The organism is Bradyrhizobium sp. JR4.1 (assembly GCF_040548605.1).
Taxonomy (GTDB): Bacteria; Pseudomonadota; Alphaproteobacteria; order Rhizobiales; family Xanthobacteraceae; genus Bradyrhizobium; species Bradyrhizobium canariense.
The window spans coordinates 305,412-331,389 of the sequence record NZ_JBEPRY010000003.1 but is presented as its reverse complement, the minus strand read 5'-3'; the positions used below and the strand labels follow the sequence as shown (position 1 = coordinate 331,389).

The 25,978-nt window shown below is 64.6% G+C and carries 17 protein-coding genes, 1 tRNA gene and 2 pseudogenes; 16 read left to right on the top strand and 4 right to left on the bottom strand.

What is annotated here, in order from left to right; all coding sequences use genetic code 11:
• Nucleotides 1–3: 3 nt before the first annotated feature.
• Together ABIB90_RS10045 and metC are read right to left on the bottom strand one after the other, a co-directional pair.
• On the bottom strand, nt 4–1,695 hold the full coding sequence (locus ABIB90_RS10045; RefSeq protein ID WP_354160646.1) for a Na/Pi cotransporter family protein: 1,692 nt from the start codon (nt 1,693–1,695) through the stop codon (nt 4–6).
• A 156-nt stretch (nt 1,696–1,851) separates the two neighbouring features.
• Nucleotides 1,852–3,036, bottom strand: a complete 1,185-nt coding sequence (gene metC / locus ABIB90_RS10040; RefSeq protein ID WP_354160648.1) for a cystathionine beta-lyase — start codon at nt 3,034–3,036, stop codon at nt 1,852–1,854.
• Between the two features lie 395 nt (nt 3,037–3,431).
• Here metC and ABIB90_RS10035 point away from each other — a divergent pair, with 395 nt between their 5' ends.
• The 6 genes and pseudogenes from ABIB90_RS10035 (at nt 3,432) to ABIB90_RS10010 (ending at nt 10,956) form a co-directional block, all read left to right on the top strand.
• Nucleotides 3,432–4,448 (top strand): amino acid ABC transporter substrate-binding protein, encoded by a 1,017-nt coding sequence (locus ABIB90_RS10035; protein ID WP_007591217.1) that lies wholly within the window; start codon nt 3,432–3,434, stop codon nt 4,446–4,448.
• 25 nt (nt 4,449–4,473) lie between these two features.
• The gene (locus ABIB90_RS10030) at nt 4,474–5,679 is read left to right on the top strand and encodes an amino acid ABC transporter permease (RefSeq protein ID WP_354160651.1); all 1,206 of its coding nucleotides are present in this window, start codon (nt 4,474–4,476) and stop codon (nt 5,677–5,679) included.
• Nucleotides 5,676–7,196: an amino acid ABC transporter permease gene (locus ABIB90_RS10025; RefSeq protein WP_354160653.1), complete on the top strand. Its 1,521-nt coding sequence runs from the start codon at nt 5,676–5,678 to the stop codon at nt 7,194–7,196. The genes ABIB90_RS10030 and ABIB90_RS10025 overlap by 4 nt, the downstream gene beginning before the upstream one ends.
• Nucleotides 7,197–7,207: 11 nt before the next feature.
• Nucleotides 7,208–7,945 carry an amino acid ABC transporter ATP-binding protein gene (locus tag ABIB90_RS10020; RefSeq protein WP_007591212.1) on the top strand — a complete coding sequence of 246 codons (738 nt, stop codon included), beginning with the start codon at nt 7,208–7,210 and terminating at the stop codon, nt 7,943–7,945.
• A 100-nt stretch (nt 7,946–8,045) separates the two neighbouring features.
• Nucleotides 8,046–10,287, top strand: a pseudogene (locus ABIB90_RS10015) (tetratricopeptide repeat protein).
• Between the two features lie 135 nt (nt 10,288–10,422).
• Nucleotides 10,423–10,956, top strand: a complete 534-nt coding sequence (locus tag ABIB90_RS10010) for a DUF805 domain-containing protein (protein WP_354160655.1) — start codon at nt 10,423–10,425, stop codon at nt 10,954–10,956.
• 21 nt (nt 10,957–10,977) lie between these two features.
• Here ABIB90_RS10010 and ABIB90_RS10005 read toward each other — a convergent pair whose 3' ends face one another.
• On the bottom strand, nt 10,978–12,012 hold the full coding sequence (locus ABIB90_RS10005) for a cysteine synthase A (RefSeq protein ID WP_354160657.1): 1,035 nt from the start codon (nt 12,010–12,012) through the stop codon (nt 10,978–10,980).
• 760 nt (nt 12,013–12,772) lie between these two features.
• Here ABIB90_RS10005 and ABIB90_RS10000 point away from each other — a divergent pair.
• The 9 genes and pseudogenes from ABIB90_RS10000 (at nt 12,773) to ABIB90_RS09960 (ending at nt 24,818) form a co-directional block, all read left to right on the top strand.
• A complete protein-coding gene (locus tag ABIB90_RS10000) occupies nt 12,773–14,224 on the top strand; it encodes an efflux transporter outer membrane subunit (protein WP_502916957.1) in 1,452 nt (483 codons plus the stop codon).
• The gene (locus ABIB90_RS09995) at nt 14,214–15,611 is read left to right on the top strand and encodes an efflux RND transporter periplasmic adaptor subunit (RefSeq protein ID WP_354160661.1); all 1,398 of its coding nucleotides are present in this window, start codon (nt 14,214–14,216) and stop codon (nt 15,609–15,611) included. Before ABIB90_RS10000 ends, ABIB90_RS09995 begins: the two co-directional genes overlap by 11 nt.
• A gap of 36 nt (nt 15,612–15,647) precedes the next feature.
• Nucleotides 15,648–18,797: an efflux RND transporter permease subunit gene (locus ABIB90_RS09990; protein WP_354160663.1), complete on the top strand. Its 3,150-nt coding sequence runs from the start codon at nt 15,648–15,650 to the stop codon at nt 18,795–18,797.
• Nucleotides 18,797–21,901, top strand: coding sequence for an efflux RND transporter permease subunit (locus tag ABIB90_RS09985; RefSeq protein ID WP_354160665.1), 3,105 nt, complete (start codon nt 18,797–18,799; stop codon nt 21,899–21,901). The genes ABIB90_RS09990 and ABIB90_RS09985 overlap by 1 nt, the downstream gene beginning before the upstream one ends.
• A 41-nt stretch (nt 21,902–21,942) precedes the next feature.
• The gene (locus ABIB90_RS09980) at nt 21,943–22,677 is read left to right on the top strand and encodes a tRNA-uridine aminocarboxypropyltransferase (RefSeq protein WP_354160667.1); all 735 of its coding nucleotides are present in this window, start codon (nt 21,943–21,945) and stop codon (nt 22,675–22,677) included.
• A gap of 194 nt (nt 22,678–22,871) precedes the next feature.
• A complete protein-coding gene (locus ABIB90_RS09975; protein WP_354128227.1) occupies nt 22,872–23,588 on the top strand; it encodes an ABC transporter permease in 717 nt (238 codons plus the stop codon).
• Nucleotides 23,589–23,754: 166 nt separating this feature from the next.
• Nucleotides 23,755–24,351: pseudogene (locus tag ABIB90_RS09970) on the top strand (ABC transporter ATP-binding protein); the annotation flags it as partial.
• A 57-nt stretch (nt 24,352–24,408) separates the two neighbouring features.
• Nucleotides 24,409–24,482: transfer RNA gene (locus tag ABIB90_RS09965), tRNA-Cys, on the top strand.
• Nucleotides 24,483–24,671: 189 nt separating this feature from the next.
• Entirely contained in the window at nt 24,672–24,818 is a 147-nt protein-coding gene (locus tag ABIB90_RS09960; protein WP_007591188.1) for a hypothetical protein, read from the top strand.
• A gap of 85 nt (nt 24,819–24,903) precedes the next feature.
• Here the strand turns inward: ABIB90_RS09960 and ABIB90_RS09955 are convergent, their stop codons facing one another.
• Nucleotides 24,904–25,098, bottom strand: a complete 195-nt coding sequence (locus ABIB90_RS09955; RefSeq protein ID WP_007591187.1) for a hypothetical protein — start codon at nt 25,096–25,098, stop codon at nt 24,904–24,906.
• Nucleotides 25,099–25,351: 253 nt separating this feature from the next.
• Here ABIB90_RS09955 and ABIB90_RS09950 point away from each other — a divergent pair, with 253 nt between their 5' ends.
• Nucleotides 25,352–25,615, top strand: a complete 264-nt coding sequence (locus ABIB90_RS09950; protein WP_007591186.1) for a hypothetical protein — start codon at nt 25,352–25,354, stop codon at nt 25,613–25,615.
• Nucleotides 25,616–25,978: the final 363 nt, after the last annotated feature.

Below are 25,978 nucleotides of genomic sequence, written 5' to 3'. Positions count from 1 at the left end.
CGACTAGCGCGGCAAGGCCGACGCCGCGCCCGTTGCGGGCAGGGCGGCTGTCTCCGTCTCGGTCCTGCGATGGGGCTCGCCGGCTGCGTCGAGCACGGGATAGGCGACCGAGCAGATGTGCGAGTGGATGCGGCGCAAGTCCCGCAGCACGTCGAGATGCAGCGACGTGGTTTCGATGGTCTCGGGACGGCCCTCGCGCAGGCGATCGAGGTGGCGCTCGACGGCGGCAAGCTCGGTGTTGCGCAGCGCCGTCTTCTCCACCAGCAGCTTGCGCGCCTCGTTGGCGTCGCCCGACATGAAGACACCGAAGGCGATGCGCAGCGAATCCATCGTGCGCTTGTGGAAGGCGGCGAGCTCCTCGGCGCCCTCGGGCGAGAACTGGAAGCGGCGCTTGATCTTCTTGGTCGCCAGCTCGCTCAGGCTCTTGTCGATGATGTCGCCGATATGTTCCAGATTGATGGCGAAGGAGATGATCTCCATGGCGCGCCGGCCCTCGCTCTCGTCGAGGCTGCCGCGCATGAGTTTCGTCACGTAGAGCTTGATGGCTTCGTCGAGGCCGTCGACGATGTTGTCCATCTTCGAGACCTGGTCGACCAATGCGCGGTCGCCGCTCATCATCGCCGCCATCACCTTGCGCAGCATGACTTCCACGAGATCGCCCATGCGCAGGGTTTCGCGGCCGGCATCGGCCAGCGCCAGCGACGGCGATTCCAGCGCGGTCTCGTCGAGATAGCGCGGCCGGGCCGGATCGGCCTCCTGAACACGATCGGGCAGGAGCCGGGTCAACAGGCGCGACATGGTATCGAGCAGGCCGATGAAGATCATGGCCGTGCCGACGTTGAAGGCGATATGAAACGCCGCCGTCATCCTGGCAAGATCAGGCTGCCAAGCGTGGAAGTGCTCGGCGATCGGGCCCAGGAAGGGCAGGACGAGCGCGATCCCGATCACCCGGTTGACGAGATTGCCCACTGGCAGGCGATAGCTGGCGGGATCGTCACGCTTGGCGCCTTCGAATACGGGATTGATGGCGCTGCCGAGATTGGCGCCAAGCACCAGTGCGAGCGCGGCGTAAGGCGAGATGAACTGCGAATAGGCCAGTGACATGATCAGCAGCACGCTTGCGACGCTCGAATGCACCGCCCAGGTGGCGAGCGCCGCGGTCACGATGCACAGAACGGGATCGCCCGTGATGGAGGACATCATGACGCGGACGCCCGGTGCGTTCTCGGCCGGGGCCAGCGTGTCGAGCAGGATGTGCAGCGACAGCAGCATCAGTCCGAGACCGATCGAGACACGGCCGACATCCTTGATCCGCGAGCGCGGACCCACGCGGAAGGCGACCAGTCCGAGCACGAACAGGACCGGCGCGACGGCCGCGATGTTGAACGACAGCACCTGCACGATCAACGTCGTGCCGACATTGGCGCCGAGCATGATGGCAAGCGCGGTGACAAGGCTGAGCAGGCCCTCGGCTGCGAACGAGCTCGTGAGCAGCGCAGTCGCGGTGCTGCTCTGGAGCAGCGCCGTCAGCCCGAGACCGGCAGCAAACGCGTTGAAGCGGTTACCAAGAGCCTTGCCGAGCAGCCGTCGCAGGTCCGGGCCAAAGGCACGCAGAATCCCGCTGTGGACCATGTGCAGGCCCCACAGCAACAGCGCCACGCCGCCCATCAGATCGAGCAGTACCAACGTTCCCATGCTCCGAGTCCGGATTGGAGTCGATTGGTGAGGCTAGCGCCAAATGCTTGAGGTTCAAACCATTTGTTGGCGCAGGGGGCGTCAACGTTTGCAGCGGCTACACGTTCCTGCGGCGCGCGTTGGCGCGTCCGCAGGCGCAGTGCCTTGTGAACAGGCTCACATTGCTGCTTTGAGGGCAGCGAAGCCGCGATCGAGGTCGGCCTTGAGGTCGTCAGTGCTCTCCAGCCCGATGTGCAGACGCAGGGTAGGGCCGCCCGGCGCCCACTTGGTCGCCGTGCGATAGCCGTCGCAGTCGAAAGGAATCGCAAGGCTCTCGAAGCCGCCCCAGGAAAAGCCCATGCCGAACAGCTTGAGCGTGTTGAGCATTGTGTCGACCGCCTTCTGCGGCGCCGGCTTCAGCACGATGCTGAATAGGCCCGACGCGCCCGTGAAGTCGCGCTTCCAGATCGCATGGCCCGGATCGGTCTCGAGTGCCGGATGCAACACGCGCGCGACCTCTGGCCGGTTGGCGAGCCAGCGCGCCATGTCGAGGCCGGAGCGATGATGCTGCGCCAGCCGCACCGACAGCGTACGCAGGCCGCGCAGCGCCAGGAAGACGTCATCGGGACCGGCGCAGACGCCGAGCAGGCGGATGCCTTCGGCGATCTGCGGCCATGCCCTGGCATTGGCCGAGATGGTGCCGAACATGATGTCGGAATGGCCGCCGATATATTTGGTGGCGGCCTGCATGCTGATGTCGACGCCCTGTTCGAGCGAGCGGTGATACAGCGGCGTCGCCCAGGTGTTGTCGTCGATGACGAGCGCGCCGCGTGCATGTGCGACATCGGCGATGGCGCGGATGTCGGGCATCTCGAACGACTGCGAGCCGGGCGCCTCGACCAGGACGGCGCTTGTGTTGGATCTGAACAGCTTGTCGATGCCGGCGCCGATCATCGGATCGAAGTAGGTGGTCTCGATGCCGTAGCGGGTGAGCATGCCATTGCAGAAATTGCGCGAGGGCCGGTAGACGTTGTCGCAGACCAGGATGTGGTCGCCGGCGTTCAGCACCGAGAGCAGGGTGGTGGAGATCGCCGACAGGCCCGACGGCACGATGCCGACGCCGGCGCATTGTGGCCCCTCCAGCGCCATCAGCGTCTCCTGGAACGCCTTGGTGGTGGGGGAACCATGGCGACCATAGGTGAACTCGCCGCGATGGGCGTGCAGGTCCTCGGCGGTCGGATAGAGCACGGTCGAGCCGTGGAACACCGGAGGATTGACAAACCCCTTCTGCGCCTTGGTGTCGCGGCCGGAGGTGACCAGCCGGGTCTCGGCGTGCTGTTCGGAGGGGTGTGAGGAATCCATGCGTCTGCTTTCAAAAGCGCGTTTCCACCAGGCGCGCTGCGCCCGCGGGCAGGCCGAAAGGCCGCTGTCGTTAATAACAGAACACAGAAGAGTCCCGTCAACCCCTTGACCCGGCACGCCAGCCGTTCTGTTATCGCAGGTGCTATTCAGTCGCCGCATGTTGAGGGGCCTGCCGCGACCTTCGATCCATCGCCTGACCGGACCACGCGCCACAGCCGTAACGGCGGGCGCCTTTCGGCGGGGATTAAGGTAGGGCCTCCCGGGATCGGCGGGTGATCGGCAAGGTTTTCCAGCATGACTCTTGCAGGGCTGGTCCTGATACGGCTAGCCCTGGCAGAGACGATCGCAAAGACAACGTTCCTGACCTTGAGACGACTTTGAAAGGCCCCAAGCCCATGAAACGCGTAATCCTGGCTCTCACTCTCGCCCTCGCCGCCGGCCTGACGGCCCAAGCCGCCGAGGCGCAAACGCTCAAGACCGTCAAGGACCGCGGCATGCTGTCCTGCGGCGTCAGTCAGGGCCTGCCCGGCTTCTCCTCGCCGGACGACAAGGGCAACTGGACCGGGCTTGATGTCGACGTCTGCCGCGCGATCGCCGGGGCGATCTTCAACGATCCGACCAAGGTCAAGTACGTGCCGCTCTCCGCCAAGGACCGCTTCACGGCGCTGCAATCCGGCGAAGTCGACGTGCTGTCGCGCAACACCACCTGGACCATCTCGCGCGACACCTCGCTCGGCGCAAACTTCACCGGCGTGACCTATTATGACGGGCAGGGCTTCATGGTGAAGAAGTCGCTCAAGGTGAACTCGGCGCTCGAGCTCAACAGCGCCTCGGTCTGCGTCCAGACCGGCACCACCACGGAGCAGAATCTCGCCGACTACTTCAAGGCCAACAACATGAAGTACGAGGTGATCGCGTTCGGCACCAACGACGAAACGGTCAAGGCCTACGAGGCCGGGCGCTGCGACGTCTTCACCACCGACCAGTCGGGCCTTTACGCCAACCGCCTGAAGCTTGCCAATCCCGGCGATCACATGGTGCTCCCGGAAATCATCTCGAAGGAGCCGCTCGGACCGATGGTGCGCCACGGCGACGACCAGTGGTTCGACATCGTGAAATGGACGCTGTTTGCCATGATCACCGCCGAAGAGCTCGGCGTGACCGCGAAGAACGTCGACGAGAAGGCGAAGCAGGAAAATCCGGAGCTGAAGCGCGTCCTCGGCACCGACGGCAATTTCGGTGAACAGCTCGGCCTGAGCAAGGATTGGGTGGTGCGCATCGTGAAAGCCGTCGGCAATTACGGCGAAGTGTTCGACCGCAACGTCGGCGCAGGCTCGCCGCTTGGTATCAATCGGGGACTCAACAATCTCTGGAATAAGGGCGGTCTCCAATACGCGCCGCCGATCCGCTGACCCCGCCTGACCCGCGCTCGCGGCGATGAGCATCGAGGCCCGCAAACCCCCGCCCCAGATCGCGCTGAAGATCAGGCGCGTCCTGGGGGGCAAGACAGGCTGGAACGGCATCGCCGTCCAGTTTGCCTTCGCTGCGGTCCTGGGCTGGATTGCCTATGAAATCGTCTCCAACGCCCGCGCCAACCTCGAGAACCAGCACATTGCGGCCGGCTTCGGCTTCCTCGCGAACAACGCCGGTTTCGACGTCAATCAGACGCTAATCTCGTATACCGGCTCGGACACGTTCCTGCGCGTGTTCCTGGTCGGGCTCCTCAATACGCTCGTGGTCTCGGTGGTGGGCATCGTGTTTGCCACCGTGATCGGCTTCATTGTCGCGCTGTGCCGGCTGTCACCCAACTGGTTGCTCGCGCGCATTGGCGAAATCTATGTCGAGATCATCCGCAACCTGCCGGTGCTGTTCCAGATCCTGTTCTGGTACCTGGCGGTGCTTGCTGCCTTGCCTAATCCACGACAGAGCATTTCGCTGCTCGGCATCGCTTTCGTCAGCAATCGCGGTCTCGTCATTCCCCGGCCGATCGGCGAGAGCGGCTTCGAGGCGTTTCTTGTGGTGCTGGCGCTCGGCATCGTGGCTTCGGCGGTGCTGCGCATCCACGCGCGCCGGGCGCTGTTCCAGCGGGGGCAGATGATCCGGATCTGGCCCTATGTGCTGGGCCTGCTGTTCGGACTGCCGCTCGTCACCATTCTGGTAGCGGGTCTGCCCTTCAGCTTCGAGCTGCCGCAGCTCAAGGGCTTCAATTTCGCCGGCGGCTCGCGGATCATCCCGGAGTTCGTGGCGCTCACATTGGCCTTGTCGACCTATACGGCTGCCTTCATCGCCGAGATCGTGCGCGCGGGCATCCTCTCCGTCCACAGCGGGCAGATGGAGGCGGGATCGTCGCTGGGCCTGAGCCGCGGCACCACGCTCCGCCTGGTGGTCGTGCCGCAGGCGATGCGCGTCATCGTTCCGCCGCTGACCAACCAGTACCTCAATCTCACCAAGAATTCGTCGCTGGCCGTCGCGATCGGCTATCCTGACCTTGTCTCCGTGTTCGCCGGCACGTCGCTGAGCCAGACCGGGCAGGCCATCGAGATCATCGCTATGACGATGGGCGTCTATCTCCTGATCTCGCTGATCACCAGCGCCGTCATGAGCGTCTACGGTTGGCGCATCAGCCGGAGTCTCGGCGCATGAGCGATATCACCTCGTCCAGCTTCGTCCGCCAGGATCTTCTCGATGAACGTCCCGCGCCGGTGAAGACCACGGGCTTCGTCGGCCTGGTGCGGACGCGCCTGTTCAACTCGCCGACCAACATCCTGCTCACGATCGTCGGCGCCTTGCTGCTATGGTTCACCATCATTCCTTCCGTCAGATTCCTGATGGTCGATGCAGTCTGGACCGGTAAGGATCGCACGGCCTGCCTCGCCGAGAACGCCGGCTTTACGGTCGGCGCCTGCTGGCCCTACATCCAGGCCAAGCTGCCGCAACTGATCTACGGCTTCTACCCCGAAGCCGAACGCTGGCGGGTCAACCTCACGCTCGTCCTGTCGGTGGTCCTGTTGGTGCCGTTGCTCATTCCGCGACTGCCGTCGAAAGGATTGAACGCAGGCCTGTTCTTCTTTGCGTTTCCAGTGGTCGCATTCTTTCTGCTGCATGGCGGCGGCATCAAGGGATTTGGCCTGAGCTGGACCGCTGACCTGCTGCAACTGTTCGACGACAGCATCATCGGCGCCGGCAAGGCTCTGCTCGGTCTCGGCAAGACATCCTCTGCCGCACCGCTGTTGTGGGTCGTCGGCAATGTCATCATGCTCGTGGGGACCGCGATCTACTGGCTGATCTTTCCGCTGACCTGGCTGCGTGACCAGATGCAGGGGACGGGCCAGTCGGTCTGGGCCGATTTCGCCATCACCGCCGCGATCGTCTCGCTGATCGCCTTCGTTCTCGGCGGCGGCCTCCGCACCGGGGGGCGGGCCCTGACGTCCAGCGTCGTCACCTTCGCCGCCATCGCAATCGTGATCAAGCTGATGGGGCTCGATCACGGCGGACTGCCGATCGTGCAGACGAACCTGTGGGGCGGACTTCTGGTGACGCTGGTGGTCTCCGTCACGGGCATCGTCACCTCGCTGCCGATCGGCATTGCGCTGGCGCTTGGCCGCCGCTCGACCATTCCGCTGATCCGGATCTTCTCGATCGCCTTCATCGAGTTCTGGCGCGGCGTGCCGCTGATCACCGTGCTGTTCTTCGCCACCTACATGCTGCCGCTGTTTCTGCCGGGCAATTTCACAGTCGACGGGTTGGTGCGTGCGCTGATTGGAATTTCGCTGTTCACGGGCGCCTATCAGGCTGAGAACGTCCGTGGCGGGCTGGCTGCTATCCCGCGCGGGCAGGGCGAGGCGGCCGCGGCATTGGGGCTGTCCTGGTGGAAGACGACCTCGCTGATCGTGCTGCCGCAGGCGCTGCGCCACGTCATTCCGAACCTCGTCAACAGCTTCATCTCCCTGTTCAAGGACACGTCGCTGGTCTCGATCGTGGCGCTGTTCGATCTGCTGGGCTCGCTGCGGGCGTCGTTCTCGGATCCGAAATGGTCGTCGCCGTCGACCGCGTTCACCGGGTTCGCCTTCGCCGGGATCATCTACTTCATCTTCTGCTTTGGAATGTCACGCTACTCGCTCTTCGTCGAGCACCGCCTCAACGCTCACCGCCGCAACTGATCGAGGTCATCATGTCCGACCCCATCGTTAAAATATCCGGCCTGAACAAATGGTACGGCGAATTTCACGTGCTGCGCGACATCGACCTTGCGGTCGAGAAGGGCGAGCGCATCGTGATCTGCGGCCCCTCCGGCTCGGGCAAGTCGACGCTGATCCGCTGCATTAATGCGCTGGAGGAATTCCAGGAAGGCGAGATCGTGGTTGACGGCATCGAGCTCGGGCCGAATCTGAAGCATGTCGATGCGGTGCGGCGCGAAGTCGGCATGGTGTTCCAGAGCTTCAACCTGTTTCCTCACCTGTCCGTGCTGGACAATTGCACGCTGGCGCCGATCTGGGTGCGCAACATCCCCAAGAAGGACGCCGAGGCGGCGGCGATGAAGTTTCTGGAGCGGGTCAAGATCCCGCACCAGGCCAACAAGTTTCCGGGGCAGATGTCCGGCGGTCAGCAGCAGCGCGTTGCGATCGCCCGCGCGCTGACGATGAACCCGAAGGTGATGCTGTTCGACGAGCCGACCTCGGCGCTCGACCCCGAAATGGTCAAGGAGGTGCTGGACACCATGGTCGACCTTGCCGAGGAGGGCATGACCATGCTGGTCGTCACCCACGAGATGGGCTTTGCCCGCGAGGTCGCCAACCGCGTGGTGTTCATGGACGCGGGCCAGATCATCGAAGCCAACACGCCCAACGAGTTCTTCGCGGCCCCGCAGCACGCCCGCACAAAACTGTTCCTGAGCCAGATCCTGCGCTGAGCACCTGCAATCCGGTGGCGTCGCTGGTCTAACCGATCCGCCAGCTTGGCACCATGCGAATCGGCCATCGTCTTTTCGGGCCATACTCCGGAGAGAGACTTTGCAGAGCAGCGCCGGCGCGCGCGCATTCCAGAACGCGCGATTGCAAAAGAAATTGAAGAAGCAGGCGGACGCGCTCATGTCCGCCGCGGTTCAGGCACTCGGGCAGGGCAGATACGCGGAGGTCGAGACACTCTGCCGTCGGATTTTGACGGAGGTTCCGGATCATTTCGACGCCGCGCACCTGCTCGGCCTGCGCGCGTATGATGGCGGGCGGCTCGAGGAGGCGCAACAATTGCTCGAGCGCGCGACCGTGCTCGATCCGCGTTCGCCCGATGCCCATGGTAATCTGGGGGCAGTGTATTTCAATCTCCAGAAATTTCAGGACGCTCGCGCATGCCAGGAGAGGGCCATTGCGCTGAAGCCGAATTCTCCGATCGCCTTGACCAATCTCGGCAATACGCTGCTGCACATGGGCCTCGCCGAGCAGGCTATCGAGCTGCACGATCGCGCTATCAGGCTGAAGCCGGACTATGCCGATGCATTTTGCAATCGTGGCATGGCGGAGCTGATCGAAGGCCAGTTCCAGCGCGCCAAGGAGAGTTTCGATCGCGCCCTCGCGTTTCAGCCACGTCACGCGGAAGCGATCGCGGGCAAGGGCATGGTGTGCATCGAGCTCCGGCACTACGAAGAGGCGGCCGCGGCGATCGCGGCAGGGCTCGCGATCAAGCCGGATTCGCCGAAGATTCTGGCGCAGCGCGGACGGCTCAATCTCGATCTGTTGCGGTTGGAGCAGGCGACCGCGGACTTCGATGCGGCGCTGGCGCTTTCGCCAAGGCTCGAAGTCGCCTTGCAGGGAAAGGCGCAAGTCAACATTCTCAAGGGCAACACGGCCGGGGCGATTGCGGCGGTCAAGACGTTGCTGGAGGAAAATCCGCGATCCGACATCGGAATTGCGCTCCTGGCTTCCTGCTATGCGAGCCAGGGAGACATCGCGACGGCGCTCGAACATCTCGATGCGGGGCTGGCAATCGCGCCTGATTATGCGGACTTGATCGGGCGCAAAGATATTCTTGCTGGACTATCTCCCCGACGCGGATTTTGCGGTCCAGCAGGCCGCACGAAAGCAGTGGTGGGATGCGATCGGCGCCAAATTGCCGCAAAGGGCGTTGTCCCCCCGCAAGCGCGATCCGGACAAGCGGATCTTGATCGGATATGTCGCGTCCGAATTCAGGAACCACTCGGCAGCGTTCGCTCTGTTGCCGGTGCTGCGCCACCATGACCACGCCAGGTTCGAGATCGTCTGCTATTCGTGTTCGCCGGTAAGAGATGAGATGACCGCCGCATTCAGGTCCTCGGCGGACATCTGGGTCGACGCCTGGCAGATGTCGGATGACGAGTTGGCCGATCGCATCCAGGCGGACAAGGTCGATATCCTGATCGACGTGTCCGGGCACACCACCGGCAACAGGCTCCACGTCTTCGCCCGCAAGCCGGCTCCGATCCAAGTCACCGGGTTTGGTCACGCCACGGGCACGGGCCTGCAGACCATGGACTACGTGCTCGCGGATCCCATCTTCATTCCGCAATCGGCGCGCCATCTGCTGGCTGAAAAGGTCTACGACCTGCCGTGCCTGATCACGATCGATCCCATTTTGGATGTACCTGCATCGGAGCCGCCCATGCTCCGCAACGGTCATGTCACCTTCGGCGTGTTCAACCGCATCTACAAGATCTCGGACGAGGCCATCCGGGTGTGGTCGAAAGTGATGCGGGAGGTGACGGGATCGAAGATCGTCATCAAGCATACCCTGCTCGACGATCCCATGCTGCGCGATAATCTGATCGCGCGGTTCGTGGCACAGGGCGTTGCCGAGGAGAATGTCACCTGCCTGGGTTCGACGCCGCGCCACGAGCACCTGCGGGCGTTTGCAAACGTCGACATATCGCTCGACACGTTCCCGCAAAACGGCGGCGTCAGCACCTGGGAATCGCTCTATGCGGGCGTTCCGGTCGTGGCCAAGCTCGGCAACGGCGCCTCCTCGCGTGCCGGCGGTTCGATCGTGGTTGCGGTCGGTCTCGACGACTGGGTCGCCGAGAATGACGAGGGCTATGCCGCGATCGCCTGCAAATATGCGGCGCAGCCGGCGCATCTGGCGAAATTGCGGGCGGACTTGCCGGCTCGGATCGCAGCGTCCCCGGCCGGCAATGTCGAAATCTACACGGCCAGGGTCGAGGCGGCTTACCGCCAGTTCTGGCGCGACTATTGTGCCGCGGCTGCCGAAGGCAGCGAGGGCGCCTGACCCTCTCGAGTGGGGCGAAGCCTCGAATTGCGCTGGCCAGCTTAGTCGTCCGGAAACCATGCGCCGGCGCGCGATAGTGCCGGTTCATGGCTCCGAAAGCTATTTCTGGGCATATGGCGCCAAAAGGGTACGCCAATGCTCGGTTTCGTCTTCGGCTTGAACGCCCGGCTCGGGCGATTGCATTTCGTCCTCGCCACGGTCGCGCTTGCGATCGTGATGACGGCGATCTGCTTTGCAATCGCAATGGCCGTGCTGCGCAACACCTCGCCCGGCGCGAACCGGCCTGAAGATCTCACCAGCAGCTGGGCGATGATCGCTGCGATCGTCTTCTTCGGAGTTGCCACCTTCACGCTGCAATCGATGCGCATCCGCGACATCGGCTGGGATCCGGTCTGCGTGGTGCCTGCCTGGTTCGCGCTGGTGATCGTCGACCATTTCGTCGCGGGCCGGTTTCCGGCCTGGGCGATCGGGCAGGAGCATCAGGCAACGGCGGTCGGCGCGCTCGTCAACCTCGCGCTGATGCTCGCGCTCGTGTTCTGGCCGAGCGGCGACAGCGAAGGCTCCTACGGCACTCCCCTCCCGCCGCGCACGCGCGCGATCAAGCCTTCGCTATCGAACGAGCGCCTCACGCGGGTGTCGCAGGGATCGTCGCGGCCGACCTGGAGTTAGACGGCCGGCTTCCGGAACGTTCTAGACGAAGGGCAGCTTGATATTGCTGCGCTTCTCCAGCCATTCCGGCACCGGCAGGTTCTTGGCGCGCATGAAGTCGGCGTTGAACAGCTTCGACTGGTAACGGCTGCCGGAATCGCAGAGCACGGTGACGATCGTCTTGCCGGGCCCGAGCTGTTTTGCGAGACGCATCGCGCCGGCGACGTTGATGCCGGTCGAGCCGCCGAGGCACAGGCCTTCGTGCTGGAGGAGTTCGTAGATCACCGTCACCGCTTCGGCATCGGGAATGAGATAGGCGTCGTCGACCTTTGCGCTCTCGACGATTGCGGTCGCCCGGTTGAGGCCGATGCCCTCGGTGATCGAGCCGCCCGGCGTCGCCTTGGCGTCGCCCGTTCTGAAATATTCATACATGCCGGCGCCGTGCGGGTCGGCGCAGGCGATCCTGACGTCCTTGCTCTTCTCTTTCAGGAAGCGGCTGGTGCCGGCCAGCGTGCCGCCGCTGCCGACGGAGCAGACGAAACCGTCGACCTTGCCGCCGGTCTGCTCCCAGATCTCAGGACCTGTGGACTCGTAATGCGCCTTCGCATTGTCGAGGTTGTTCCACTGGTCGGCGAACAGCACGCCGTTCGGCTCCGTCTTGCGCAGCTCGTCGGCAAGACGACGGCCGACATGCTGGTAGCTGTTCGGATTGGAATAGGGCAGTGCCGGTGATTCCAGCAGCTCGGCGCCGCACAGCTTCAGAAAATCCTTCTTCTCCTGGCTCTGCGTTTCCGGGATCACGATCAGCGTGCGGTAGCCGCGCGCGCTGGCCACGACCGCAAGGCCGATGCCGGTATTGCCGGCGGTCGATTCCACGACGAGACCGCCGGGCTTGAGCTCGCCGCGCTTCTCGGCCTCGAGGATCATCCATTTGCCGGCGCGATCCTTCACCGACTGGCCGGGATTCATGAACTCGGCCTTGCCCAGAATGGTGCAGCCGGTCAGTTCGGAAGCGCGCTTGAGCTTGATCAGCGGGGTGTTGCCGATGGCTTCGACAACGTCATTTTTGATGGTCATGTCAGGGGAAATCACTGGCAAAGGGTTGATCAGGTTGGCCAGAACCTAGTGCTTGGGCGGTCAAAGGGGAAGGCTTTTGCGCTGCGGCGAAACCGGCGGAAGTGCCCGGAAGCAGTGAATTTTTGGGAGGAGAGATCGCCGATGCTGCTGCTGTGCTACGCCGCGGGATATCGGTAGGAGGATGTGGCCGGCACCTGCCAAAACATGGAAGATAAGGGTCGTCGCCAGCACACCTTCGCCATTGGATCTGAGGCGTCGCCCTCGAAGAGTGCGGCTGGTACGCGGGAGGCGGTCCGCATATCGGCACGACGAATGCCCATTCGTTTCGACAATGGACGGCCTCGCGAGAGTGGCCCACCTCGGTTTCGAGACCGGACTGAAGCCGCATCGCGAGCGGTGCAGGCGGATTGAAGGGACTGGCGTCGGTGTGGCGGCATTATCACATGAAATCTTGGTAAGCTTGAGCAGGCTCCACGGCCGCATAGGAATGCGAAAAAGCGCTGCAACACAGCACTATTTCGTGCTTTCTTCGTGTTGATGGCGGTGCGCTTTGGCGGTCATTTCGCACCTGCGGGACTGTCCCGCTGTTCCGCACCCGGCTAGTATGGGTGTCCGGTTCCGCAGAAAGCATCATCGCTGTGAACGAGTTATCCAACGCCCGCCGACTGTCCAGCCGCGAATCGGTTAATCCGGCTTCGCGGCGGCGGCTCGATCTGCCCGGCGGGGGGTGGATTTGACACAGGATGATCCTGCGATCGCGGTGCGGCGGTCTCTAGGTTCCGCGTCCCGGACACGACGTGCGGCGCGCTGGCTTGCGGTCGCTTGCCTCGCCGCCGGTTCGGGCGCTTGCGTGCTGACGCAGGATCTTCCCGATCCCGCGCTCGACGTTCCCACGCAGTACAAATACGCCGGCAAGGGCGATGCGCCGCCGTCTCTGGACTGGTGGCGCAGCTTCCGCTCGGCGGAGCTGACACAGCTGATGGAAGAGGCGCAGACCGTCAACCTCGACATTGCCGCCGCCGTTTCGCGCATCGTCGAGGCCGACGCGCAGGCGCGGCAAGCGGGTGCGGCGCTGCTGCCGAGCCTTTCCGGCACCGGGCAGGAGGCCTATTCGCGCACCTCCGGCTCCTCCGCCTCGGGGCTCACCAATGGCGGCCGTGAGGTCGTCAACTACCAGGCTTCGCTGAGCGCGAGCTACCAGCTCGATTTCTGGGGTCAGAATCGGGACGCACTCCAGACCGCGGAAGAAACGGCGCATGCCAACCGTTTCGATCGCGACGTCGTTGCGCTGACGACGCTTGCGGGTGTGGCTAACGCCTATTTCCAGGTGCTGGCCTCGCAGGATCGCATCCGGACCTCACAGCGCAACATCGCGAGCGCGCAGCGCATCCTCGATGCCGTCAGGGAACGGCGCAAAGCCGGCACCGGCACCGATCTCGACGTCGCCCAGCAGGAGAGCGTGCTCGCAAACCAGAAGGCCCTGGTGCCGCCGCTGCGCCAGACGCTCGACCAGAACGTCAATGCGCTTGCAGTCCTGGTGTCGCGGCCGCCGGAGAGCGTGCGCGTGCTCGGCGGCTCGCTGAACCGGATCGCGATTCCCCGCGTGACGCCGGGACTGCCGTCGGAGCTCCTGACGCAGCGGCCCGACATTCGCCGGCAGGAGGCGCAACTTGCCTCGGCGACCGCGAACGTCGGCAATGCCCGCGCGCAGTTCTTTCCGACCATCCAGCTCACCGGCAATGGCGGCTATCAGAGCTCGGCCCTGGTCTCGCTATTCCAGCCGCATGCGGCGTTCTTCCAGCTCGTCGGCAGCGCGACGCAACCGATCTTCGACGGCGGCAAGATCCTCGGCAATTTCGAGTTTGCCAAGGCGCGGCAGGACGAACTGCTCCAGACCTACCGCAAGACCATCATCCAGTCTTTTGCCGATGTCGACAATGCGCTGTTCTCGATCAAGCAGACCACGATCAGGCTGCAATTGCAGCGTGACGTCCTCGACGCCTCCCGCCGCGCCTTCGATCTCTCCGAGCAGCAATTGCGCGCCGGCACCGCCGACATCGTCACCGTGCTCAACACCCAACTGACCCTGTTCCAGGCGGAAGACGCGCTGTCGCAGGCGCAACTTGCCCGCCTTCTTGCTATCGTCAGCCTGTATCAGGCGCTCGGCGGCGGCTGGGAGCCGAGGATGGAGAAACCGGTCAATGCTCTTTAAGCCGGATACGAAGCAGGGCGCGAAGGAGGGAACGGCGAAGAAGTCGCGCCGGCGCGGATTCGTCATGACCCTGATCACGCTGGCGATCCTCGGCGGGCTCGGCTACTACGGCTGGACCACCTGGCATCAGCAGCCGCAGCAGGCGAACGGCCGCAATCAACGGCCGGATCTGCCGGTACCGGTGCTGGCGGCGACGCCCCGCATCCAGGACGTTCCCGTCTATCTCGACGGCGTCGGCGCGATCCGCGCACTCAACACCGTGACCGTCCGCTCTCAGGTCGACGGCAAGCTGATCGCGGTCAATTTCACCGAGGGACAGGACGTCAAGAAAGGCGACGTGGTCGGCGAGATCGACCCGGCGCTCTACCAGGCGACGTACGATCAGGCTGTCGCCAAGAAGGCGCAGGACCAGGCCCAGCTCGCCAACCAGCGTATCGACCTCACACGCTACGAGCAGCTCGCGGCGTCCAATGCCGGCTCCAAGCAGCAGGCCGACACCCAGCGCGCGCTGGTCGCGCAGACCGAGGCGCTGGTCAAGGCCGACCAGGCCGCGATCGACAATGCGGCGGCGACGCTGAGCTACACCAAGATCGTGGCGCCGATCTCGGGCCGCGCTGGCCTGCGCCAGGTCGACCAGGGCAACATCATCCATGCCTCCGACACCACCGGCCTCGTGGTGATCACGCAATTGCAGCCGATCGCGGTGTGGTTCAGCCTGCCCCAGCAGCAGATCATGCGGGTCAACGCCGCCGCGTCGAAGGGCGCGCTCGCCGTCGACGTGTTCGGCAATGACGGCCTCACCGTGATCGACACCGGCAAGCTCACCGGCATCGACAACCAGGTCGACCAGACCACCGGCACGCTCAGGCTCAAGGCCGAATTCCCGAACGCCAATTACCAGCTCTGGCCCGGCCAGTTCGTCAATGTCCGCCTCAAGATCGAGACCTTGACGCAGGCACTGGTGGTGCCGACCTCGGCCGTGCAGCGCGGACCGATCGGCACGTTCAGCTATGTCATCGGCGAGGACAATTTGGTTGCGGCCAAGCCCGTGACGGTGACGCAGCAGAACGAGCATGACGCCGTCATCGCCAGCGGCCTGTCGGCGACAGACAAGGTCGTCACCACAGGCTTTGCCAATCTGTCCGATGGCTCCAAGGTGGTCATCGGCCGCGACGACCAGACCCCGTCGGCCGATCTCGCGCCACGCAAGCGCTCGCGCGGACCGGATGGTCAGAAGAAGGACGGCGCCAAAGACGGCCAGAGGGACGGACAAGATAAGGACGGCGAGTTCCGCACCAAGCGCAAGAGCAGCGAGGGCGACCAGAAGGGCCAGACCGGACCGGCACCAGGGCCGGGTGCATCGGGAAGTGGAGCCAAGCAGCCATGATCCCGACGACAGCCGCCTGAGCGGCAGGCGCATCCCATGGGCGTCTCCGAACCCTTCATCCGACGGCCGATCGCGACCTCGTTGCTCGGCATCGCGCTTCTGATCGGCGGGCTGCTCGGCTATTTCGCGCTGCCGGTGTCTGCGCTGCCGCAGGTCGATTTCCCGACCGTGCAGGTGACGACGCAATTGCCCGGCGCGAGCCCCGACGTGATCGCCTCGCTGATTACCGCGCCGCTGGAGCGGCAACTCGGCCAGATCCCGTCGCTGTCGGCGATGAACTCGACGAGCTCGTTCGGCGTCAGCCAGATCTCGCTCCAGTTCGATCTCAACCGCGATATCGACGGCGCGACCCAGGACGTCCAGGCCGCGATCAATGCCGCGGCCGGCGTGCTGCCCAAGACGCTGCCTTATCCGCCGACCTACGCCAAGGTGAACCCGGCCGATGCGCCGGTGATGACGTTGGCGCTGCGCTCCGACACCATCTCGTTGCGGGCGATGAGCGACATCGCCGACACGCTTCTCGCGCAGCGGCTGAGCCAGATTTCCGGCGTCGGACGCGTCTCGGTCCTGGGCGGGTTGAAGCCGGCCGTCCGCATCCAGGCGGATTTGGCGCGGTTAGCTGCCTATGGCATCGCCATGGAAGACCTGCGCACCGCGATTGCCAATGCCAACGTCTCCGGGCCGAAAGGCTCGCTCGACGGCGCGCAGCAATCCTACATCATCGCCGCCAATGACCAGATCGCCGCCGCCGACGCCTACAAGCCTGTCATCATCGCCTACCGCAACGGCTCGCCGGTCACGATTGCCGACGTCGCTCAGATCGTCGATGGCCTCGAGAACGACCGCACCGGCGGCTGGTATCAAGGCTCGCCCGCCGTCATCATCGACATCCAGCGTCAGCCCGGCGCCAATGTGATCGACGTCGTCAGCCAGATCCGCGCGGAAATCCCAAAGGTCCAGCGCGCTATTCCGGCCGGCGTGAATCTCACCATCGTCTCCGACCGTACCGTCACCATCCGTGCCTCGGTCCGCGACGTGCAGTTCACGCTGATCCTCAGCGTGGTGCTGGTGACGCTGGTGGTGCTGCTGTTCCTGCGTTCGCTCAGGGCCACGCTGATCGCCGGGGTGGCGCTACCACTCTCGCTGATCACCAGCTTCGGCATCATGTATTTCGCCGGCTTCAGCCTCGACAATCTGTCGCTGATGGCGCTCACCATCGGCACCGGCTTTGTCGTCGACGACGCCATCGTGATGATCGAGAACATCGTCCGCCACATGGAAAACGGCGACAGCGCGATGGAGGCTTCGCTGAAGGGCGCCAGCGAGATCGGCTTCACCGTGATCTCGCTGACGGTGTCGCTGATCGCGGTGTTTATCCCGCTGTTGTTCATGTCGGGCCTTGTCGGCCGCATGTTCCGCGAATTCGCGCTGACGCTGACGATCGCGGTCGTCACGTCCGCCGTGGTCTCGCTGACGCTGACGCCGATGATGTGCTCGCGCCTGCTGAAGCATGCCCATGAAGAGCTGGCAGTGCCGGGTCTTGCCGCGGTCAGCCGCTTCATCGACCGCACCGTCGAGTTCTATCACCGCACGCTGCTCTGGGTGCTGGAGCGCCAGCGCGCGACGCTGGTCGTGACCTTCGCCACGCTGATCGCGACCCTGGCGCTTTATGTCGTCGCACCAAAGGGCTTCCTGCCGCTGCAGGACACCGCCTCGATCACGGCGGTGACGGAAGCGGGTCCCGACGTGTCGTTCGCAGAGATGCAGAAGCGGCAGGCCGACGCGGCCGACGCCATCAAGGCCGACCCCGATGTAACAGGCGTGGTCTCGGTGATCGGGGCAGGCTCGGTCAATCCGACCACCAATGTCGGCCGTCTGGTCATGACGCTGAAACCCCGCGGCGAGCGGCGCGACGATGTCAGCGTCGTCATCACGCGGCTGAAGGAGCGGGTGGCAGCCATCCCCGGCATGACCGTCTACTTCCAGCCGGTGCAGGATGTGCAAATCTCGACCCAGTCGAGCCGCTCGCAATACCAGTACACGCTGACCGGCACCGACGCCGCGCTGGTGTCGGAATGGGCGCGCAAGCTGGTTGCCGAGATGCGGCGCGATCCGCTGTTCCGCGACGTCTCCTCGGAGGCGCAGGAAGGCGGTCTGCGGGCGCAGCTCACGGTCGACCGCACCCGCGCCGGCCAGCTCGGCGTCAGCCTCCAGGGCATCACCGACACGCTCAACGACGCCTTCGCGCAGCGCCAGATCTCGACCATCTACGGCCAGGCCAACCAGTACCGCGTGGTGCTGGAAGCGCTGCCGATGTACCAGCGCGATCCCTCGATCCTGTCGAAGCTCCATCTGCCGGGCGGGGCGAGCGCGACCGCCGGCGCGCCCAACGCACAGGTGCCGCTCTCCGCCGTGGCGACGCTGACCCGCACCACCGCGCCGCTCGCGATTTCGCACCAGGCCCAGTTCCCGTCGATCTCGCTCAGCTTCAACCTCGCCCCGGGCGCTGCGCTCGGCGATGCCGTCGAGGCCGTGAAGACCATCGAGACCCGGATTGAGATGCCCAACAGCATCGTCGGCGTCTATGCCGGCGACGCCGCCGAATTCGCCAAGGCACTCGCCGGCCAGCCCTGGCTGCTGCTGGCCGCGGTGATCACGATCTATATCGTGCTCGGCGTGCTCTACGAGAGCTACATCCATCCGATCACGATCCTCTCGACGCTGCCGTCGGCCGGCGTCGGCGCGATCCTGGCGCTGATGCTGTGCGGGCAGGATCTCTCCGTGATCGGGCTGATCGGCATCATCCTGTTGATGGGCATCGTCAAGAAGAACGCGATCATGATGATCGACTTCGCGCTCGAGGCCGAGCGCAGGCAGGGGATGTCGCCCAACGAGGCGATCGTGCAGGCTTGTCTGCTGCGCTTCCGTCCCATCATGATGACGACGCTGGCCGCGTTGTTCGGCGCGCTGCCGCTGGCGATCGAGAGCGGCACCGGCGCCGAGCTGCGCTTTCCGCTCGGCATCTCCATCATCGGCGGCCTGCTGCTCAGCCAATTGCTCACGCTCTACACCACGCCGGTGATCTACCTCGCCCTCGACCGCATCAACCGCCGCCTCGAGCAGGCGCTGCCGCCGGCGGAGTCCGGCGGGCCGCCCGTCGCGGGCGCGACCGAGGGGATGCAGTGATGGCATCGATCTCGGAGCCCTTCATCCGCCGCCCGGTCGCGACCACGCTGCTGTCGATCGGGTTGTTCTTGCTGGGTATCGTGGCTTACGAGTTCCTCCCCGTCGCCTCGGTTCCGAACATCGATTTCCCCGCCATCTTCGTTTCCGCCAGCCGTCCCGGCGCCGATCCGTCCGTGATGGCCGCGACCGTTGCTTCGCCGCTGGAGCGGCGGCTCGGCGAGATCGCGGGCATCAACCAGATCACCTCGACCTCGTCACTCGGCACGACCAGCATCCAGCTCCAGTTCGACATCGGCCGCAACATCGACAAGGCCGCGCGCGACGTGCAGGCCGCGATCAACGCCGCGCTGGTCGACCTGCCCAGCGATCTGCCGACGCTGCCGCGCTTCCGCAAGGCCAATACCGCAGGCGCGCCCGTGTTCGTGCTGGCGCTGACCTCGAAGACGCTGTCCGCCAGCGCGGTCTACGACGTCGCCGATACCGTGCTGGCGCAGCGCATCTCGCAGGTGCCGGGGGTGGGCAATGTGACGATCTCGGGTGCCGACCAGCCGGCGGTCAGGATTCAGCTCAATCCCGTCGCGCTGTCGAACGCCGGCATCGCCACCGATGACGTGCGAACTGCGATTATCAACGCCAACCCGCTCGGTCCGGTCGGCATCTTCAACGGCGAGCGCCAGAGCGAAACGCTGTCGCTCAACAGGCAGATGCGGACGGCGAAAGAGTTCCGCGACATCGTCATCAAAAGCGCGAACGGCAATTTCGTCCGGCTCTCCGATGTTGCCGACATCGAGGACTCCGTCCGTAACGCCCGTTCCATCGCCTGGTTCAACAAGCAGCCGGCGGTGCTGATCCAGATCACCAAGCAGGGCGACGCCAACGTCATCGAGACCGTCGACCGGGTGAAGGAGCTGATCCCCGCGCTGAAGCAGTGGATCCCGGCCGGCGTCGACGTCTCCACCTTGGTCGATCGCACCAGTACGATCCGCGCCAGCGTACTCGACATGCAGTGGACCTTGTTCGCGACCGCCATTCTCGTGATGGTCGTCGTATTCGTATTCCTGCGACGGCTCACGCCGACGATCGCGGCCGGAATCTCCGTGCCACTGGCGTTGGCCGGAACCTGCGCCGGCATGTGGGTCGCGGGCTTCTCGATCGACAATCTGTCGCTGATGGCGTTGGCGATCTCCGTCGGCTTCGTGGTCGACGACGCCATCGTCATGATCGAGAACATGTACCGCAATCTTGAGCACGGCATGCGGCCGCTCCAGGCGGCATTGGACGGCGCCCGGCAGATCGGCTTCACCGTGGTGTCGATCAGCCTGTCGCTGATCGCGGCCTTCACGCCGCTGATCTTCATGGACGGCATCGTCGGCCGGCTGCTGCGCGAGTTCTCGCTGACGCTGACCTTCGCGATCCTGGTCTCGACCCTGGTGTCGCTCACGGTGACGCCGATGATCTGCGCCCATTACATCCGGCAGACCACGTCCGGCACGGCGACGCTGTTCGACCGGATCATCGAGGGCTCGCTGTCGCGCATCGTCGCCTTCTACACCCGCACCTTGCGCACCGTGCTGGAATATCCGCTGCTGACGCTGCTGGTGTTTTTCGCCACCATCGGCCTCACAATTACGCTCTACATCAAGATTCCCAAGGGCTATTTCCCGACCGACGATTCCGGCTTCGTCATCGGGGCGACACGCGCCTCGGCCGACATCTCGTTCCAGTCCATGCTCAGCCTGCAGCAGCGGCTCGCCGACATCGTGATGCAGGATCCGGCCGTGGCCGGCATCGGCTCCACCGTCGGCAGCGGCGGCGGGCCGGGTGGCGCGACCTCCAATCGCGGCACCATGTTCATCAGCCTGAAGCCGCCGGAGGAGCGCGACCACGTCTCAACCCAGGTGGTGATCGACCGTCTCAGGCGGGCGTTATACCCGGTGCCCGGCATCCGCCTGTTCATGTTCGCCGCCCAGGACGTGCGCGCCGGCGGACGGCAGAGCGATTCCGACTACCAGTACACGCTGACCAGCACCGATCTCGGTTTGCTCCAAAAGTGGGCGCCGATCGTGGCCAAGCGCATGGAGAGCGTCGAGGGTATCACCGACATCTCCAGCGACCGCGATCCCGGCGGGCTTCAACTGACCTTGTCGATCGACCGTCAGAAGGCCTCGGCGCTCGGCGTGCGCGTCCAGGACATCGACAACGCACTTAACAACGCGTTCTCGCAGCGGCAGATCGGGATCATCTACACCCAACGCAACCAGTACATGACCGTGCTGGAGATCGACCCGAAATTCCAGGTCGATCCGTCCAACCTCGATCGCATCTATGTCGCCGGCGCGGGCGACGCGCAGGTGCCGCTGTCGGCCGTGGTACATGCGACGCGCGGGCTCGCCGCCCTCGCGGTCTATCATTCGCAATCGTTCCCATCGACCACGGTGTCGTTCAACCTATTGCCGGACGTGCAGATCCAGGCCGCAACGCAGAACATCCAGCGCGCGGTCGAGGAATTGCACATGCCGGAAGGCATCCGCGGCAGTTTTGACGGCAACGCCGGCGATTTCGCCAAGACCAGCGGCCGCCAGCCGCTCCTGATCCTCGGCGCGCTGGTGGCGATGTATATCGTGCTCGGCGTGCTCTATGAGAGTCTCGCGCATCCGCTCACGATCATCTCGACGCTGCCCTCGGCGGGCCTCGGCGCGCTGCTGGCCTTGCAGATCACCAACACGCCGCTGACGGTGATCGCCTTCGTCGGCATCATCCTGTTGATCGGCATCGTCAAGAAGAACGGCATCATGATGGTGGATTTCGCGCTCGATGCCGAGCGCCAGCGCGGCCTGTCTTCGGCGGAGGCGATCTTCGAGGCATGCCAGGCACGCTTCCGTCCGATCCTGATGACGACCATGGCGGCATTGTTCGCCGGCATTCCGCTGGTGGTCGCGACCGGGCCCGGCACGGAACTGCGCCGCCCGCTCGGCATCACCATCATCGGCGGGCTGTTCGTCTCGCAGATCCTGACGCTCTACACCACGCCCGTGATCTACCTGCTGATCGACCGCCTGCGCCGGCGCCGCGAGCCGCGCCCGGTGCCTGCGCCGGCGGAATAGGCGGGTTGTTGAACAGCCCTGCAAAGCGTATAGCGGCGACCATGTCGAACCCCACCGCCGCCGCGCCGGCCGATCCGATCCCCGAATGCCCGCACTGCCAGAAGCCGATGCCGCTGTGCATCTGCGACAGCGTCACGCCCATCAAGAACCGGCTCTCGCTCCTGGTCCTTCAGCATCCGCAGGAGCAGGACAGGGCGCTCGGCACCGCCCGGCTGCTTGCGAAGCATTTTGCCGGTGCCACGCTGCGGGTCGGCCTGTCCTGGCCGAGCCTGTCGAAGGCGCTGGGGCAACCAATCGAGAACGCCTCGCACTGGGCCGTGCTCTATCTCGGCTCAGCCCACGCCGCCGATCTCGAGGCCGAGGACGAAATCCTGGCGCTCAACCGCAAGGGCGAGGTCGCGGACAACCAGCGCGCTCGCCTCGGCAAGCTCGAAGGTGTGGTGCTGCTCGACGGCACCTGGAGCCAGGCCAAGGCCCTGTGGTGGCGCAACCCCTGGATGCTGAAATGCCAGCGCGTCATCCTCAACCCGGCCGCGCCATCGCGTTACGGCCGCCTGCGCAAGGAGCCTCGGAAGGACGGCCTGTCGACCATCGAAGCGGCAGCGACGATCCTCTCCGTTCTGGAGAAGCGCCCGGACATCGCCGAGACGCTGAATGCCAGCTTTGAACGGATGTTAACCCGCTACCGCGAGGTCCAGACCGAGATGCCCGAATTGGCGCCGAAGCCGCCGGTGAAGGACCGCCGGCGCGGTGTCCGGCGGGGCAAGCGAGCCTGAGTCCGGTCCGGATCATCCGTACGGCCGATTGTCCCGCGAGAGGCGGGCGGATAGAGACCATCGGCCAACAGGCCGCGATCTGCTATCCTGATCATCGGAACGCCGGAAACGGAAGGGACCGTCGCATTCAGCTTGCAGCCAAGGAGATCCTTGCCCAGGCGGCGCGGTTCGATCGTTGGGGCACGCTCGCCCTGATGGACATTTCGCTGCGCTACCGGCGCACCGTGATCGGCCCGCTCTGGATCACGCTGACGCTCGCCGCGACGATTGCCAGCGTCGGCACGGTCTATGCGGCACTGTTCAAGCAGGACATTGCGAGCTTTCTGCCGCCCTTTGCCATTGGCCTGATCGTCTGGACGCTGATCGCGACGACGCTCCAGGAAGGTTCCAACATCTTCGTGGCATCAAACCATTTGATCAAGGCGGTGCCGGCGCCGCTGATCGTGCATGTTCTCCAGATGATGGCGCGCAACGTCCTCATCTTCGCGCATCATCTGGTGATCGTCGTACTGCTCTATCTGGTAATGCCGTGGCCGCTGCATGGGAGCATGCTGCTCGCGGTGCCGGGCTTTGCGATCCTGCTCGTCGTGCTGCTGGGCGGCTCGGTCGCGCTCGGCATGCTCTGCGCGCGGTTTCGTGACATCGGCTCGGCGATCGTCAGCGGCCTGCAATTCGTGTTCTTCCTGACGCCGATCATCTGGACCGAGGACACCGTGCGCGGCACCGCGTTTTATTGGCTGATCCGCGCCAATCCGTTCGCGACGCTGCTCGATCTGGTGCGCAGGCCACTGCTCTCACAGCCGACCGATGCGGAGCAATGGCTGCTCGGGGTCATCTATGCGACCGTCGTGGCCGTCATCGGCCTCGGCTGCTACGCGAAATACCGCCATCGCGTGGCGTATTGGCTGTGAGGCGCGAGATATGACCCCCGCAGCTCATATCGCGCTTCGCAACGTCTCGGTGAGATTTCCGGTGTTGTCGTTCCGCGACCGCTCGCTGCGCAGCCGGTTCGTCAACGCGGTGACACTGCGGCAGACCATGGCGACCCCGCACATCGTCTCCGCGTTGAACGATGTCAGTCTCGACATCCGTGCCGGCGACCGCGTCGCCATCATCGGCGCCAATGGCGCCGGCAAGACCACGCTGCTGCGGGTGCTCGCCGGCATCTACCATCCGACGTCCGGCAGCGTGGACGTGCTGGGCCGCTGCCAGCCGCTGTTCGATCTCTCGGCCGGATTCGACGAGGAAGCGACCGGCTACGAGAACATCATGCGGCGCGGGCTCGTGATCGGCGCGCGGCGCTCCGAGATCGACGCCCGGCGCGCGGAGATCGCCGCATTCACCGAGCTCGGCGAACGGCTCGACTTGCCGCTGCGCACCTATTCCAGCGGCATGATGCTGCGCCTGATCTTTGCGGTCGCAACCGCCGTCGAGGGCGAGATCGTGCTGCTCGACGAATGGATCGGCGTCGGCGACCAGCAGTTCCGCAAGAAGGCGCGGCAGCGGCTCGACGAGATCGTCGTGCGCGCCGGCATTCTGGTGCTCGCCTCGCACGACGTCGAGCTGATCAAGAGCACCTGCAACCGCGCGATCCTGCTGGAGGAGGGGCGGATCGTGGCGGCCGGTGCGACCGATGAGATTCTCGGCCAATATCTCGGCGGCGCGAAGGCGTAGCTGCCCGGTCGGGGTTGCCTAAACCCGTGATCCCCTATATTGCTCCGCCCTCGTTGGGGCCACGTGGCGGAGTGGTTACGCGCCGGTCTGCAAAACCGTTTACTCGGGTTCGAGTCCCGACGTGGCCTCCATCACAACCTCCTGATATCTCAGCGAATATCCGATCGTGTCGCGGCTGCCATCAGCCTGCGGGGGCGATACGTGCCGGCTGCGCACACCGGGTTTGCCTGGGGGCCCGCGGAAACCCGCCATTCAGCCCGCTGGCATAGTCTTCGCATCTGCGAAGTGATGCATCCCAACGATCGAGCGCTGGAGAGCACGTGAGCGAAATCGTCCGATTTGTCCCCAAATCCGAGCTGGAGCGGGCTCGCCTCATTCGCGAGGCCCGCGCGATCTACGACAGCATCTTTCCGCCGGCCGTACCCGACCAGGCGCCGCAGGACGACGGGGAGCGCGTCAAGACCTGATCGCGGTCACGCGGGATTCGCAGCGTAGTCGCCACAGCAAAATGCCCGCAGAGCGCGGGCGCATCGGCTCACGATGAAATTGGCTTCAGCAGGCCGCGTACCAGCCGTCCGGGAAAGGTAGCAGGGGCCACGCGCCCTCGTTGTCATTGGCAGCTTTGGGCTTCGCGTAATAGGTCCACGAGCGCGGCACGAAATCCTCCCCCGGCACGAACGCCAGATCTTCATGGACCATGGCGTCCTGGACGGCGTCCAGCAGCAAGTTGAATTCGGCTTCGCTCATCACACCCTCCGGCCCGCGGATGGCGCAATGTCGCAAAGCCGGTTTGCTTCCCGGTTGAGCCGATCGTTCGTATTTTAACGATCGGCCAATCGGGTCCCGATTGGTTAGCGATTGATGAAATCCCGTTGGGAAACTTAGGTTCCTGCCGGTGCCCGCAGTGTGAAGGAGGTCACATCTTCCGCTGTTTATTTCTCCTACCCCTTCGCACACCGGCCAACACAGGCCGGCGGGCAAGGCAGACGGGAGACTGGTCATGAAGGCGAGGTTCTTGCGGTTTGCGGGTGTGAAAAGCCGGGCGCGTCGCGCCTCGACGGTCGGGCTGTTCCTCACGCTGTTTGCCTCCGCCGCCCATGCGCAGCAGGGAACGCCCGAGCAGCGCCGGGCCTGCACCCCCGACGTCTACCGGCTCTGCGCCGGCGAGATCCCCAACGTCCGGGCCATCACGGCGTGCCTGCGCCGTAACAGGTCAAGCTTGAGTGAGGCTTGCCGCACTGTGTTCGATCAGGGCGGCGGCTGACATACCGGGCCTGTGGGTTTGTGCGCAGCAAGTGGCTCGCGCGGGCTCGCGAATCCGGCATAGTCGGCCTGTGGATATGCCTGTGGGTATGCTGCGGAAAGACTGTGGGCGGGGGTGATGTGCTTCGGATGCCGGCCGCAGATGCGTCCTTCGATTGTCATATCTGTGTCAAATGACCTCACCGAATGATTCCCTAATCGGGCAGATCGCTGCGTCGCGCAAGATCATGTTGTTTCTCCGAATTCGGAAATTGATGCCGCGAGGGTTCCTCACGAGCAGTTTTTGGCAGCCGGCTGCTAGGACGCACTGATCGAGATCGACCCGGTGTGTCGGCGGCCGTGAGGCGACAGCCGATAGCCCGGA